The following is a 13,841-nucleotide window of genomic DNA, read 5'->3' on the forward strand; positions in this document are numbered from 1 at the left end:
TTACCGACCGGTACGCTCTCTGCCGTGACTGAGCAGACCCTTGTGTTGATCAAGCCCGACGGCGTGCAGCGCCACCTGGTCGGAGAGATCCTCGGCCGGATCGAGCGCAAGGGCCTGACCCTGGCGGCGCTCGAACTGAAGAACGTCAGCATCGAGCTGGCCAAGCAGCACTACGCCGAGCACGACGGCAAGCCGTTCTTCGACTCGCTGCTGGAGTTCATCACCTCGGGACCCGTTGTCGCGGCCATCGTCGAGGGACCGCGCGCCATCGCCGCGTTCCGTCAGATCGCCGGCGGCACCGACCCGGTGGAGAAGGCCGTGCCCGGCACCATCCGTGGTGACCTGGCGCTGGTGACCCAGGACAACCTCGTGCACGGCTCGGATTCGCCGGAGTCGGCGGCCCGCGAGATCGCCCTGTGGTTCCCCGGCGAAGCCTCCGCCGGATAAACCTTCTCGCAGTCTGGTCAGTACCGCGTCAGTGATGTGGGATACTGGTTGCGGGTAGCCAGCCTCAACCGAGGCTGAACACCCGAATGAAGACTTCGACGAGCGCGACCACCGCAATCCGGTGCGGCGCGGGCCGTCCAGCCATCATTCAGCCAGGCACCGGGTGGGTTCCGTAGCGAACCGCCCGGAGCGAGACCACAACAAGTCCGGGGAAAGTGTCCCGGGCCAATAGCGGAAGCCCTCGCGTGGCCGCGTCGATACGACGCGCCCGGGGGCTTGAGGAGAATTCGTGGCCGAAGATGCCCAGAATGACGACCTATCAACCCAGACTCCGCAACAGGAGGGACTGCCCGAGCGGCTGAGAGTCCACTCCCTGGCGCGGGTACTCGGCACCACCAGCAGGCGCGTGCTCGATGCTCTGGCCGAGTTCGACGGGCGTCAGCGCAGCGCGCATTCCACCATCGACAAGGTCGACGCGGAGCGGGTCCGTGACGCGTTGGCCTCCGACCCGACCGAACCGGCTGCGACCGATCAGGCCGCGCCGGTGCAGGTCGAGGCGGTCGCGGTCGCCGTGACCGAGTCCGTCGCGGCTCCGGTCGAGACTGCCGAGGCTCAGGCAGAGCCCGTCGCCGATGAGCAGTTGGCGGCCGAGGCGGACGCCGTTCTGGTGGGCGATGAGCCCGAGTCGCGGTTGATCCTGGAGACCGCGAACATCCCCATGGCCCGCGAAGCCCACACCGAGCGGGCCGATTACCTGCCCCTGTTCGTCGCCCCGCAGCCTGTCGCGTTCGTGCCCGTCCGAGTCGAAGAAGAAGACGACGACGAAGACGACGACGACAGCGACAGCGACACCGGCAGCGATACCGACTCCGAGGCCGACGACGAGCAGGCGGATCGCCCCGCTGCACGCCGGCGCCGCCGGGGTCGCCGCGGTCGTGGTCGTGGTCGCGGTGAACAGCTGGACGACAACGCTCCTGAATCCGGTCCGGATTCCGACACGGACACCTCCGAAGAGGGTGAGTCCGATCAGGATTCCGACGAGGACTCCGACGAGTCGGATGAGGGCAACGACGATGACACCGCGGGCAGCGACGGCAGCAACCGTCGTCGGCGACGCCGTCGTCGGCGCAAGTCCGGCTCGGGTGACAACGATGACGCCGGCTCCCCGGACGACCCGCCGAACACGGTCGTGCACGAACGTGCGCCCCGGTCCGACCGATCGGCCAAGAGCAGCGACGATTCGGAGATCCAGGGCATCAGCGGATCGACCCGCCTCGAAGCCAAGCGTCAGCGCCGCCGTGACGGCCGCGACGCCGGCCGTCGTCGGCCCCCGATCCTGAGCGAAGCCGAGTTCCTGGCCCGTCGCGAGGCCGTCGAGCGCACCATGATCGTGCGCGACAAGGTGCGTACCGTGCCGCCACACGAGGGGGCTCGCTACACCCAGATCGCCGTCCTGGAAGACGGCGTCGTCGTCGAGCACTTTGTCACTTCGGCTGCCTCGGCTTCCCTGGTGGGCAATATCTACCTGGGCATCGTGCAGAACGTGCTGCCCTCGATGGAGGCCGCCTTCGTCGACATCGGCCGCGGCCGCAACGGTGTGCTCTACGCCGGTGAGGTGAACTGGGAGGCCGCCGGGCTCGGCGGGTCGAACCGCAAGATCGAGCAGGCGCTCAAGCCGGGCGACTACGTGGTGGTCCAGGTCAGCAAGGACCCGGTGGGGCACAAGGGTGCCCGGCTCACCACGCAGGTGTCGCTGGCCGGCCGCTACCTGGTCTACGTTCCGGGGGCTTCCTCGACCGGTATCAGCCGCAAGCTGCCCGACACCGAACGCCAGCGGCTCAAGGAAATCCTCAAGGAGGTCGTTCCCGCCGATGCGGGCGTGATCATCCGCACGGCCTCGGAAGGCGTCAAGGAAGAGGACATCCGCTCCGACGTCGAGCGGCTGCAGCAGCGCTGGACCGAGATCGAGGCCAAGGCCGGCGAGGTCACCGCGAAGAAGGCCGGCGCGGCCGTGGCGCTTTACGAAGAGCCCGATGTGCTGGTCAAGGTCATCCGTGACCTTTTCAACGAGGACTTCTCGGGGCTGATCGTCTCCGGTGACGAGGCCTGGGACACGATCAACTCCTACGTGAACACCGTCGCGCCTGATCTCGTGGGCCGGCTCACCAAGTACGAGCCCGCCGGCGGCGCCGACGCTCCCGACGTGTTCGCCGTGCACCGCATCGACGAACAGCTGGCCAAGGCGATGGACCGCAAGGTGTGGCTGCCCTCGGGCGGAACCCTGGTGATCGACCGCACCGAGGCGATGACCGTCGTCGACGTCAACACCGGCAAGTTCACCGGCGCGGGCGGCAACCTCGAGCAGACCGTCACCCGCAACAACCTGGAAGCCGCCGAGGAGATCGTGCGGCAACTGCGGTTGCGTGACATCGGCGGCATCGTGGTCATCGACTTCATCGACATGGTTCTCGAGTCCAACCGGGATCTGGTGCTGCGCCGGCTGACGGAGGCGCTGGGCCGGGACCGCACCCGCCACCAGGTGTCCGAGGTGACCTCGCTGGGTCTCGTGCAGCTGACCCGCAAGCGGTTGGGCACCGGTCTGGTCGAGGCGTTCTCGACGACCTGCACGCATTGCGCCGGCCGCGGCATCGTGTTGCACGGCGATCCGGTCGACACCGCGTCGTCCAACGCCGGCCGCAAGACCGAATCCACCGGTGGTGGCGGCGGTGGACGTCGCAGCAAGCGCGGCAAGAAGGGCGCTGCCCGTCCAGAGCCCGAAGAGGTGCCGGTAGTAAAGGTGCCCGACCATCCGGCCGGCGAACACCCGATGTTCAAGGCGATGGCTGCGGCCAACGGTCGCCACCACGACGACGAGCCGCTCGACGACGAGGCCGCCGTGGACCATGACGACCTCGACGGCGAGCACAACGAGGACGAGGCCGTCGCGACCGCGCACGCTGGGGACGCTGCCGAGCAGGAAGTCCGCGAGTCAGCCGAAGAAGACCTCGATGACGAGGACGAAGACTCTGAGGACGATGTCGACGACTCCGAGGATGAGGACGTCGACGAGATCGACCTCGACGATGACGACGACGAAGCCGATGACGACCTGGACGACATCGACGAGGACTCGGACGACGAGGACTCTGACGACGACGATGACGACGACGATTCGGATGACGACGACTCGGACGACGAGGACGAGGACTTCTACCGGGCGCCGGTAGCGGTTGCCGAGCCTCCGGCAAGCCGCGGCCGGGTTCGCCGGCGGGCCGCGGCCAGGCCGGCAGGGCCGCCCAGCCACGAGTGAGGCCGGCGCCCTACTGCATGTTCTGAACGACTGGATGGGCGGACGAGGCTGTGCAGGCGTAGAGCTGCAGCCGCTCGCTGCGCCCGATCATCAGTTCGGTGGCGCTGGCCGCGGTAAGGAACATGTACCGGTGGTCTTCCTCTTCGACGGGTTGCCAACTGAACGTGCCGCCGTCCCACTCGCTGCTGTCGAGGGTCAGTAGCGGGGTGACGTCGGCGCCGCACTCCGCGCACACCATCGGAAAGGGATCGGTGGGTCCCCACGGCGCATGGCCGCCGACCTTGCAGCCTGGCGCGACGCTCAAGTCATAGGCATAGCAGTAGGGATCCGCCCATCGATCGATTTCCTGCCAAACCTCGAGGTCCTGGAGATCTTGCGGGTACTCGGTGACCAATTCCGGGTGTAGCACGCATGGCTGGGGCAGATAGCCGCTGTCGACGACTTCCGGCACCGGGGGTTGCGCGACCGCACCGACCTCGTCGGACGAACGCCATGTCACCGATACCCGCGGTTCGTAGGACTCGGGGTGGCTGAACGGGCACCACAGCACCTGCAGCAGATCGTTGCCGTCCTGGAATGGGATCTGAGGAATGTCGCGTGCGAAGAGCTGGGCCACCGCCAGCATCGGCACCGGACGTTCGGCACGCACCGTGATGTCGCCGAGCCCGGCGAGCTGCTCGCGTTCGGCCGCAGTGGCCGGACCCAGTTCGGGGTCGCGGCGCCAGCCGGCGTCGATGATCAGGCGCCGCAAGAACTCGTCGGCGGGGCGCGTTCCCGTGAGCTCATCGCCGATGTGGGCCGCGCACGTCGGCCAGGCTTCGTCGGCCGGCCACAGCAGTGGACCGCCGATCGAGCTGTCGGCGACCGACGGTTCGCCGCGGCGTGGGTGGAGGCGGACGGCTGGTCGGCTCAGGCCGACCATTTCCGGAAACTGCGCGGTCAGATCCCGCGGGCGGGGCGGAGTGGTGCGCACCATGCGTCTACCCTATGGGCGGCCCGTACCGCCCCGATGCACTGTTTTCCGGGCGGTTTGACCCTCTACCCGCTGGTCAAGTACCCTTGACCAGTTGTCTCCAGTGCCTGTAGTAGTCGCAGGCCGGTGACGGCGGGGCATCCCGCCACCCAAGACCCGCGCACGCACCGACCGGTAGCGCGCGCCCGCAGAGAGCAGCAGAGCAGAGGACACGATGGCGACATACGCAATCGTCAAGACCGGCGGCAAGCAGTACAAGGTTGCCGCAGGTGACGTGGTGAAGGTTGAGAAGCTCGATGCCGAGCCCGGCGCATCGGTGTCGCTGCCCGTGGCCCTCGTGGTCGACGGCGCTAAGGTCACCAGCAAGTCTGACGACCTGGCCAAGGTCGCCGTGACCGGCGAGGTGCTGGAGCACACCAAGGGTCCCAAGATCCGCATCCACAAGTTCAAGAACAAGACCGGCTACCACAAGCGCCAGGGGCACCGTCAGCAGCTGACCGTGCTCAAGGTCACCGGCATCAAGTGATGAGCCGTCAGGCGAAGAACCGGCAGCAGAGGGCGAGGGACATATAAATGGCACACAAGAAGGGCGCTTCCAGCTCACGCAACGGTCGTGAGTCTGCAGCACAGCGACTCGGCGTCAAGCGGTTCGGTGGTCAGGTCGTCAAGGCCGGCGAGATTTTGGTGCGGCAGCGGGGTACTCATTTCCATCCCGGCACAAACGTCGGCCGTGGCGGCGACGACACCCTGTTCGCGCTGGCTCCCGGCTCCGTCGAGTTCGGTTCCAAGCGCGGTCGCAAGCACGTGAACATCGTTCCCGTGCCGCGCCCGGAGGCCTGAGACTCAGAGGATTCTCCGCGAATGTGAAGCAGCTGCGAGTTCTCGATAGGACTATCGCAATAGCTTCACATTCGACGGAGAGGATGTCCGATGCCACGGTTTGTCGACCGCGTCGTCATCCATGCGAGTGCAGGAAACGGCGGCCACGGCTGTGCGTCGGTGCACCGCGAGAAATTCAAACCCCTCGGCGGTCCTGACGGCGGCAATGGTGGTCGCGGCGGCAGCATCGTGATCGTCGTGGATCCTCAGGTTCACACCCTGCTGGACTTCCACTTCCATCCCCATGTCGCCGCACCCTCGGGTAAGCCGGGTGCGGGCAGCAATCGTGACGGTGCCACCGGCGACGATCTGATCGTGCGCGTGCCTGACGGCACGGTGGTGCTCGACGAGGACGGCCGGATGCTGGCCGACCTGGTCGGCGCCGGTACCCGGTTCGAAGCCGCACAGGGTGGTCGAGGCGGTCTCGGCAACGCGGCGCTGGCCTCGCGGGCGCGCAAGGCTCCCGGCTTCGCCCTTCTCGGTGAGAAGGGCCAGACCCGTGATCTCACTCTCGAGCTCAAGACCGTTGCCGATGTCGGCCTGATCGGTTTCCCGTCGGCGGGCAAATCCTCTCTGGTGTCGACCATCTCGGCGGCCAAGCCCAAGATTGCCGACTATCCGTTCACGACTTTGGTGCCCAATCTGGGCGTGGTCTCGGCCGGCGAGAACACCTTCACCGTCGCCGACGTTCCCGGTCTGATTCCCGGTGCTTCCGAGGGCCGCGGCCTCGGCCTGGAATTCCTTCGGCACCTTGAGCGCTGCGCGGTGCTCGTGCATGTCGTCGACTGCGCCACCATGGAACCCGGCCGTGACCCGATCTCCGACATCGAGGCGCTGGAGGCCGAACTCGCGGCCTACACCCCGACCCTGCAAGGCGATTCCACGCTGGGCGATTTGGCGTCGCGGCCACGTGCGGTGGTGCTCAACAAGATCGACGTTCCCGATGCCCGGGAGTTGGCCGACTTCGTGCGTGAGGAAGTGCAGTCCAAGTTCGGCTGGCCCGTGTACGAGATCTCGACGGTCAGCCGTGATGGCTTGCGCCCGTTGATCTTTGCGCTGTGGGAGATGGTCAAGGCTTATCGCGAGGCGCAGCCGGCGCTGGTGCCGAGGCGTCCGGTGATCCGGCCGATCGCGGTCGACGAGAGCGGCTTCACCGTCGAGACCGACGGCGACGGCGGGTTCATCGTGCGAGGCACCCGTCCCGAGCGCTGGATCGCTCAGACCGACTTCGGCAATGACGAGGCCGTGGGTTACCTCGGTGACCGGTTGGCCCGGTTGGGTGTCGAGGATGCGTTGTGGAAGAAGGGCGCCAAGCCCGGTTGCGCCGTGACCATCGGCAACATGACCTTCGACTGGGAGCCGCAGACCCCTGCCGGCGTGGACATGCCGCTGACCGGCCGAGGCACTGACATCCGGCTGGAGCAGACCGACCGGATCGGTGCCGCCGAGCGCAAGGCTGCCCGGCGGGAGCGGCGTCATCCCGGGAGTGAAGACGAGTGACGAGCGCTGACTCGTCGCCCTCGGTACATCGAGAGGCGATCCGGACTGCCCGCAGGGTGGTCGTCAAGATCGGAACCACCGCGCTGACCACTCCGTCCGGTGTCTTCGATGCCGGCCGGCTGGCAGTGCTGGTCGAGGCCATCGAAGGCCGGATGAAAGCCGGTTCCGATCTGGTGATCGTGTCCTCCGGTGCCATCGCGGCCGGGATCGAGCCGCTCGGACTGTCCAAGCGCCCAACGGATCTGGCGACCAAGCAGGCCGCTGCCAGTGTCGGTCAGGTGGCCCTGGTCAACGCGTGGAGTGCGGCGTTCGGCGTCTACAGCCGCGCGGTCGGCCAGGTTCTGCTGACCGCACACGACATCGGGATGCGGGTACAACACAACAACGCTCAGCGCACGCTGGACCGGTTGCGCGCCCTGCACGCGGTCGCGATCGTCAACGAGAACGACACCGTGGCGACCAACGAGATCAGGTTCGGTGACAACGACCGGCTCTCGGCGCTGGTGGCTCAGTTGGTCGGCGCCGATGCGTTGATCCTGCTGTCCGATATCGACGGGCTCTACGACTCGGATCCCCGGAAGGGGAACGCGCGCTTCATTCCCGAGGTCGCCGCCCAGGGAGATCTGGATGGGGTGGTGGCCGGCGGGGGGAGCCATCTGGGCACCGGCGGCATGGCCTCGAAGCTGTCGTCGGCCCTGTTGGCCGCCGATGCCGGGGTGCCGGTGCTGTTGGCCGCCGCGGCGGATGCCGGTGCCGCCCTCAGCGATGCGTCGGTCGGCACCGTGTTCGCGCCACGGCCCGAGCGGATGTCGGCGCGACGGTTCTGGGTTCGCCATGCCGCGGAGTCGCACGGCGCGCTGACCCTCGACGACGGTGCGGTGCGCGCGGTCGTCGCGCAGCGCCGCTCTCTGTTGCCCGCCGGGATCACCGAGGTCACCGGGCGGTTCCACGGCGGCGACGTGGTGGATCTCCGGTCGCTGGACGGGCAGACGGTCGCCCGTGGCGTGGTGGCCTACGAGGCATCGGAGCTGGCCGCGATCATCGGCCGCTCGACGCCGGATCTGCCGGCCGAGCTGCGCCGGCCCGCGGTGCACGCCGACGATCTCGTCGCCACCTAGCGATTTGGGTGCATCGAACGGCGCCCACCGCCGCTAGATGCACCGAAATCACAGCTTGGGGGACTCAAGGTACAGGGCACCCCAGATGATTTCGGTGAGCGTGTCGGCCAGCTCGGCGTCGTAGGACGGCGGGTGTGACGGCAGATTCTGGTGGCAGGTCCGCTCCACCATCCAGGTCAGCGTGCTCGCGGTGACGGCGGCAGACAGTTGGGGCCGGATCGACCCGTCGGACTGGCCGGCCTCGATCACCCTGGTGAGCTGGTCGCCGATCCCGGCCAACAGCTCCCGGTAGGTCTGCCCGACGAGCGGGTCGTAGCCCGACATCTCGTTGAGTGCGATCAACACCGGCTGGTGGCTGCGATAGCTGGCGATGATGCCGGACATCGCGGCGTGGACGTCGGCGGGATCACGCCGTCCGGCAACACCCCACCACCGCTCGGCGGCCTGGGTCAGATCGCCGAACACCTGGCTGGCCAGCCGGCGCAGGAGGTGGCCCTTGTCCTCGAAGTAGATGTAGAAGCTGGCCCGGGAGATCCCGGCCTCGGTGGCCAGTTTGTCGACGCTGAGCTCGGTGAAGCTGGTGCCGTCGGCCATCAGCCGGTCGGTGGCATCGAGCAGTTGACGTTCTATCCGCTCGCGCCGTTCCTCTCGGTTGGCCTGCGGTTTTCGCGTTACCGATGGCATGACCCCGAGGGTATCGGGTTCTGTCACACCTTGACTAGACATATTGTCTAGACCTATTGTCACGAACATGACTGTGTCGCCCATCACATCCGCCTCGTCTTACGTGCGTCCCTACGACCCGATCGATCTGTCGTCGCGGCCGTTCTGGGCCACCACGGCCGCCGATCGCGAGGTCGCCTTCGCTGAACTGCGGGCCTCCCGCCCGGTCAGTTGGCATCCCCCGGTCGAGGACTCGCTGATGAAGGATCCCGACGATCGAGGATTCTGGGCGATCACCCGGCACGCCGACATCGTGACCATCAGCCGTGACAGTGAGACGTTCCTGTCCGGCAAAGGGGTGCTGTTCGAGACGATTCCCGAAGAGCTGCTCGAGGCGTCACAGTCCTTCCTGGCGATGGACGCGCCGCGGCACACACTGATCCGCAAGCTGGTGCACGCGGCGTTCACGCCCCGTCAGGTGGCCCGCATCGAAGACTCGATCAAGGAGAACGCGCGTGAGATCGTGGCCGAGCTCAGGGAGGTCGGCAGTGGGGTGGACTTCGTCGACCAGTGCGCCAAGGAACTGCCCATCCGCACGCTGTCGGACATGGTCGGCATCCCCGAGTCCGAACGTCAGCGGGTAGCGCATGCCGCCGACGCGCTGGTGTCCTGGGCCGACCCGGTCTATCTGGCCGGGCGCAATCCGCTCGAGGTGCTTCTGCAGAACCAGATGTACCTGCACCAGGTGGCGAATGCGCTTGCCGCGGAACGCAGGGAAAACCCGGGCAACGATCTGATCAGCGCGCTGGTCCACGCCGAGGTCGACGGGGACCGGCTCACCGATGCCGAGGTCGCGGCGTTCTTCGTGCTGCTGGCGGTGGCGGGCAACGACACCACGCGTCAGACCACCAGCCACGCGCTCAAGGCGCTCACCGATCACCCCGACCAGAAGGCCTGGCTCATGGCGGATTTCGACGACCGGATCGGCGGTGCCGTCGAGGAGTTCGTGCGCTGGGCGACGCCGGTGATGACGTTCCGGCGCACCGCGGCTGTCGACGTCGAACTCGGCGGGCAGCACATCGCGGCGGGGGAGAAGGTGGTGATGTTCTACGCCTCGGGGAACCGGGACGCCGAGGTGTTCGACCGGCCGGAGGTGTTTGACCTGAGCCGAAAGCCCAATCCGCACCTGGGATTCGGTGGCGGCGGTCGGCATTTCTGCCTCGGTGCGCACGTCGCGCGGACGCAGCTGCGGGCGATCTTCGGCGAGCTCTTGCACCAGTTGCCCGACATCGCCGCGGGAGAGCCGGCCTACCTGGCGGGCAACTTCGTGCACGCTATCCGGTCGATGCCGTGCACGTTCTCCTGAGCTCGCCTGCCAACAGGGTCAACATCTCCGAACAGCCCGCTTCGACCTTGACCGTGGCCTGGTCGTCACCGCGGGTGGCGCCGCGGTTGATGATCCCCACCGGGATGTTGTGCGCGGCGGCGTGCCGGACGAATCGATAGCCGGAATACACGGTCAGCGAGGACCCCGCCACCAACAGTGCCTCGGCCTCCTCAACCATCGAATACGCCTGCTCGACACGGTCTTTGGGGACGTTCTCGCCGAAGTAGACGATGTCGGGTTTGAGCATGCCCGCGCACGCCGGGCAGTCCACGATGACGAACGAATCCGTCTCGCCGACCACGGCATCTGCGTCGGGTGCCACCGCGATGCCGCCGACCGACTCGGCGCGTTCGATGAAGCCGGGATTGGCCGTCTCCAGCAGAGCGGCCAACTCGTCGCGGCCCATGGTCGCGCTGCAATCCAGACAGATCACCTGCGCATAGGTGCCGTGCAGGTTCACCACCGACCGGCTGCCGGCCTTGCTGTGCAGCAGGTCCACGTTCTGGGTGATCAGTCCGCTCACCACACCGGCGGATTCCAGCGCGGCCAGGGCGCGGTGCCCGGCGTTGGGCAGGGTTTCGTCCATGTGGCGCCAGCCGACGTGATTTCGGGCCCAGTACCGCCGGCGGAACACCGGATCTGAGGTGAACTGCCGGATGGTCATCGGATTGCTCGGCGGGGAATCCGGGCCGCGGTAATCGGGGATACCGGAATCGGTCGACATCCCGGCCCCGGTCAGCACCGCGACACGGCGGCCTTCGAGCAGCGCGACGAGTTCGGGGGCATCCACTCTCGCCAGGATAGGCCGCCCGTCAGGCCAGGCATTCGGACGCGGGCACGACCTCGGCGCTCATGTTGCGTTGCATCATCTGCAGCGCCGCCTCGCCCAGGCCGGCATCGATGTGCGCCACCGCGTCCGACGGGATCACCACGTCGAAATGCCGCACGTAGGCGTCCAACGCACTGTAGAGAATGCACTGCTCGGTGACCTGGCCCGCGAGTATCACCCGCCGGGTGCCCAACCGGCCCAACAGGTAGTCCAGTGCGGTCGCGTAGAACACGCTGTGGCGCACCTTGGTCAGCAGCAGGCAGCCGTCCGCGGGGGCGATCGGGCGCACCAGATCCGGGTGCTCACCGGTCAGCGCGGCGTCGACGATGTCGCTGAACTGGGCGGTGAAATCGCCGTAGTTGTCGTTGACGTAGATCACGTCGACGTTCTCGCGCTCGTGGGCGGCCCCGATCAGTCCGACCAGCGGGTCGATGATCGCTGCCACGTTGGGTGCCAGCAGTTCGGCGTCCTCGTGCCGGTAGGAGTTGAGCATGTCCACAACCACCAACGCGGTATCGCTCATGCGTCATTTGGTACCCATTGGCCCGATCTTGACACTTTTCGGGTGACAATGGGCGCGATGGACTTCTACAGCGCCTACCGCCACGGTTTCGCGCGGGTTGCCGCCTGCACCCATCACACGGCGCTGGCGGATCCGCCGGCGAACGCAGAATCGGTGCTCCGGTTGGCGCAGGCCTGCCACGACGACGGCGCGGCCGTCGCGGTGTTCCCCGAGCTGACCTTGTCGGGCTACTCGATCGACGACATCCTGATGCAGGATGCGCTGCTGGAGTCGGTGGAACAGGCGCTCATCGAAATCGTCGCGGCCTCCGTGGTGTTGACACCGGTACTGGTTGTGGGCGCGCCGCTGCGGCACCGGCACCGGATCTACAACACGGCAGTCGTCATCCACCGCGGTGCCGTTCTCGGCGTGGCACCCAAGTCCTACCTGCCGACCTACCGGGAGTTCTACGAGCGCAGGCAGATGGCAACCGGCGCCGATGTCCGCGGCACCATCCGGGTGGCCGGCGCGGAGGTTCCGTTCGGACCCGACCTGCTGTTCGTGGGCTCCGACCTTCCCGGACTGGTCCTGCATGTCGAGATCTGTGAGGACATGTTCGTGCCGGTACCGCCGAGTGCGCAGGCCGCGCTGGCGGGTGCGACGGTGCTGGCCAACCTCTCGGGCAGCCCGATCACCGTGGGCCGCGCCGAAGACCGTGCGTTGCTGGCCCGTTCGGCCTCGTCGCGGTGTCTGGCCGCCTACGTGTACGCCGCCGCCGGCGAGGGGGAGTCGACCACCGACCTGGCCTGGGACGGCCAGACCATGATCTGGGAGAACGGGTTGCTGCTCGCCGAGAGCGAGCGCTTTCCCCGCGGTGAACGACGCTCGGTGGCCGACGTGGACCTGGAATTGCTGCGTTCCGAGCGGCTGCGGATGGGCACCTTTGACGACAACGCCAGAAATCATGGCGCCCAAGTGGACTCGTTCCGCCGCATCGAGTTCCAGCTCGACCCGCCGACCGGCGATATCGGGCTGCTGCGCGAGATCGAGCGTTTCCCGTTCGTGCCGGCGGACCCCGCACGGCTGCAACAGGATTGCTACGAGGCCTACAACATCCAGGTTTCCGGTCTGGAGCAGCGGCTGCGGGCGCTGAACTATCCCAAAGTGGTGATCGGGGTGTCCGGCGGTCTGGATTCCACCCATGCCCTCATCGTGGCGGCCCGGGCCATGGACCGGGAAAACCGTCCGCGCAGCGACATTCTCGCGTTCACCCTGCCGGGCTTCGCCACCGGCGAGCGCACCAAGAACAACGCGATCCGGTTGAGCCGGGCCCTGGGCGTGACGTTCGCCGAGATCGATATCAAGAAGACGGCCGAGCTGATGCTCACCGAGATGGACCACCCGTTCGGCCGCGGTGAGAAGGTCTACGACGTCACGTTCGAGAACGTTCAGGCGGGCCTTCGTACCGACTATCTGTTCCGGCTGGCCAATCAGCGCGGCGGCATCGTGCTCGGCACCGGCGACCTGTCCGAGCTGGCGTTGGGTTGGTCGACGTACGGCGTCGGCGACCAGATGTCGCACTACAACGTCAACGGCGGGGTGCCGAAAACCCTGATCCAGCATCTGATCCGGTGGGTGATCTCATCGGACCAGTTCGGCGGTGAGGTGAACGAGGTCCTGCAATCGGTGCTGGACACCGAGATCACGCCGGAGCTGGTGCCCACCGGGGAGGACGAGGAGATCCAGAGCAGCGAGGCCAAGGTGGGCCCCTATGCGCTGCAGGACTTTTCGTTGTTCCAGGTGCTGCGCCACGGGTTCCGGCCGTCGAAGGTGGCGTTCCTGGCCTGGCATGCCTGGCATGACGCGGCCCTCGGTGACTGGCCCGCAGGTTTCCCCGAGGACAAGCGCCCGGAGTACTCGCTGAAGGAGATCCGGCACTGGCTGCAGGTGTTCGCGCAGCGGTTCTACTCGTTCTCCCAGTTCAAACGTTCGGCGCTGCCGAACGGCCCCAAGGTGTCGCACGGCGGCGCGCTGTCGCCGCGGGGGGACTGGCGGGCGCCGTCGGACATGTCGGCGCGGATCTGGCTCGACGAGATCGAGCGCAGCGTCCCCGAGCAGTAGATTCGCCGGCCGATGGCCGGTTCACCCAATTGACGACGCAAAAAATTGACAAGCTAACCTTCTGGCTCACATCGGCGCGCTAATGTGCGGCGGGTCACAGTTCGGCCCGGTG

At 67.1% G+C, this 13,841-nt stretch carries 12 protein-coding genes; 8 read left to right on the forward strand and 4 right to left on the reverse strand.

Annotated elements, in window-relative coordinates; translation table 11 throughout:
- Positions 1 to 24: 24 nt before the first annotated feature.
- On the forward strand, positions 25 to 447 hold the full coding sequence (ndk, locus tag ACNQR1_RS14775; RefSeq protein WP_064930728.1) for a nucleoside-diphosphate kinase: 423 nt from the start codon (positions 25 to 27) through the stop codon (positions 445 to 447).
- Between the two features lie 289 nt (positions 448 to 736).
- Complete coding sequence (locus ACNQR1_RS14780; RefSeq protein ID WP_418046964.1) at positions 737 to 3,757, forward strand: Rne/Rng family ribonuclease; 3,021 nt, start codon at positions 737 to 739, stop codon at positions 3,755 to 3,757.
- Positions 3,758 to 3,767: 10 nt separating this feature from the next.
- On the opposite strand, the gene ACNQR1_RS14785 is transcribed toward ACNQR1_RS14780, so the two are convergent.
- Positions 3,768 to 4,733 carry a hypothetical protein gene (locus ACNQR1_RS14785; RefSeq protein WP_418046965.1) on the reverse strand — a complete coding sequence of 322 codons (966 nt, stop codon included), beginning with the start codon at positions 4,731 to 4,733 and terminating at the stop codon, positions 3,768 to 3,770.
- Between the two features lie 211 nt (positions 4,734 to 4,944).
- Here ACNQR1_RS14785 and rplU point away from each other — a divergent pair, with 211 nt between their 5' ends.
- The 4 genes from rplU (at position 4,945) to proB (ending at position 8,227) form a co-directional block, all read left to right on the forward strand.
- Positions 4,945 to 5,256, forward strand: a complete 312-nt coding sequence (gene rplU / locus ACNQR1_RS14790; protein ID WP_418046966.1) for a 50S ribosomal protein L21 — start codon at positions 4,945 to 4,947, stop codon at positions 5,254 to 5,256.
- A 47-nt stretch (positions 5,257 to 5,303) separates the two neighbouring features.
- Positions 5,304 to 5,570, forward strand: coding sequence for a 50S ribosomal protein L27 (gene rpmA / locus ACNQR1_RS14795; protein ID WP_418046967.1), 267 nt, complete (start codon positions 5,304 to 5,306; stop codon positions 5,568 to 5,570).
- A gap of 90 nt (positions 5,571 to 5,660) precedes the next feature.
- Complete coding sequence (obgE, locus tag ACNQR1_RS14800) at positions 5,661 to 7,109, forward strand: GTPase ObgE (protein ID WP_418046968.1); 1,449 nt, start codon at positions 5,661 to 5,663, stop codon at positions 7,107 to 7,109.
- Positions 7,106 to 8,227, forward strand: a complete 1,122-nt coding sequence (proB, locus tag ACNQR1_RS14805) for a glutamate 5-kinase (RefSeq protein ID WP_418046969.1) — start codon at positions 7,106 to 7,108, stop codon at positions 8,225 to 8,227. Before obgE ends, proB begins: the two co-directional genes overlap by 4 nt.
- A 48-nt stretch (positions 8,228 to 8,275) precedes the next feature.
- Here the strand turns inward: proB and ACNQR1_RS14810 are convergent, their stop codons facing one another.
- Positions 8,276 to 8,911 (reverse strand): TetR/AcrR family transcriptional regulator, encoded by a 636-nt coding sequence (locus ACNQR1_RS14810; RefSeq protein WP_418046970.1) that lies wholly within the window; start codon positions 8,909 to 8,911, stop codon positions 8,276 to 8,278.
- A 67-nt stretch (positions 8,912 to 8,978) separates the two neighbouring features.
- Between ACNQR1_RS14810 and ACNQR1_RS14815 the strand changes: the two genes are divergently transcribed.
- Positions 8,979 to 10,256, forward strand: coding sequence for a cytochrome P450 (locus ACNQR1_RS14815; RefSeq protein ID WP_418046971.1), 1,278 nt, complete (start codon positions 8,979 to 8,981; stop codon positions 10,254 to 10,256).
- On the opposite strand, the gene ACNQR1_RS14820 is transcribed toward ACNQR1_RS14815, so the two are convergent.
- Both ACNQR1_RS14820 and ACNQR1_RS14825 read right to left on the reverse strand, forming a co-directional pair.
- Positions 10,225 to 11,067, reverse strand: a complete 843-nt coding sequence (locus tag ACNQR1_RS14820; protein ID WP_418046972.1) for an NAD-dependent protein deacetylase — start codon at positions 11,065 to 11,067, stop codon at positions 10,225 to 10,227. The genes ACNQR1_RS14815 and ACNQR1_RS14820 overlap by 32 nt on opposite strands.
- Positions 11,068 to 11,089: 22 nt before the next feature.
- Positions 11,090 to 11,629 (reverse strand): cysteine hydrolase family protein, encoded by a 540-nt coding sequence (locus ACNQR1_RS14825; protein WP_418046973.1) that lies wholly within the window; start codon positions 11,627 to 11,629, stop codon positions 11,090 to 11,092.
- Positions 11,630 to 11,686: 57 nt separating this feature from the next.
- On the opposite strand from ACNQR1_RS14825, the gene ACNQR1_RS14830 reads away from it, so the two are divergent.
- Positions 11,687 to 13,729, forward strand: coding sequence for an NAD(+) synthase (locus ACNQR1_RS14830; protein ID WP_418050372.1), 2,043 nt, complete (start codon positions 11,687 to 11,689; stop codon positions 13,727 to 13,729).
- Positions 13,730 to 13,841 lie beyond the last annotated feature (112 nt).

The organism is Mycobacterium sp. 48b (assembly GCF_048282725.1).
Lineage (GTDB): Bacteria > Actinomycetota > Actinomycetes > Mycobacteriales > Mycobacteriaceae > Mycobacterium.

Excerpts from the sequence above, each read along its gene's own strand:
- ACNQR1_RS14785 (WP_418046965.1), bottom strand. The coding sequence starts at position 4,733 with ATGGTGCGCACCACTCCGCCCCGCCCGCGGGATCTGACCGCGCAGTTT.
- rplU (WP_418046966.1), top strand. The coding sequence starts at position 4,945 with ATGGCGACATACGCAATCGTCAAGACCGGCGGCAAGCAGTACAAGGTT.
- rpmA (WP_418046967.1), top strand. The coding sequence starts at position 5,304 with ATGGCACACAAGAAGGGCGCTTCCAGCTCACGCAACGGTCGTGAGTCT.
- obgE (WP_418046968.1), top strand. The coding sequence starts at position 5,661 with ATGCCACGGTTTGTCGACCGCGTCGTCATCCATGCGAGTGCAGGAAAC.
- ACNQR1_RS14810 (WP_418046970.1), bottom strand. The coding sequence starts at position 8,911 with ATGCCATCGGTAACGCGAAAACCGCAGGCCAACCGAGAGGAACGGCGC.
- ACNQR1_RS14815 (WP_418046971.1), top strand. The coding sequence starts at position 8,979 with ATGACTGTGTCGCCCATCACATCCGCCTCGTCTTACGTGCGTCCCTAC.
- ACNQR1_RS14825 (WP_418046973.1), bottom strand. The coding sequence starts at position 11,629 with ATGAGCGATACCGCGTTGGTGGTTGTGGACATGCTCAACTCCTACCGG.
- ACNQR1_RS14830 (WP_418050372.1), top strand. The coding sequence starts at position 11,687 with ATGGACTTCTACAGCGCCTACCGCCACGGTTTCGCGCGGGTTGCCGCC.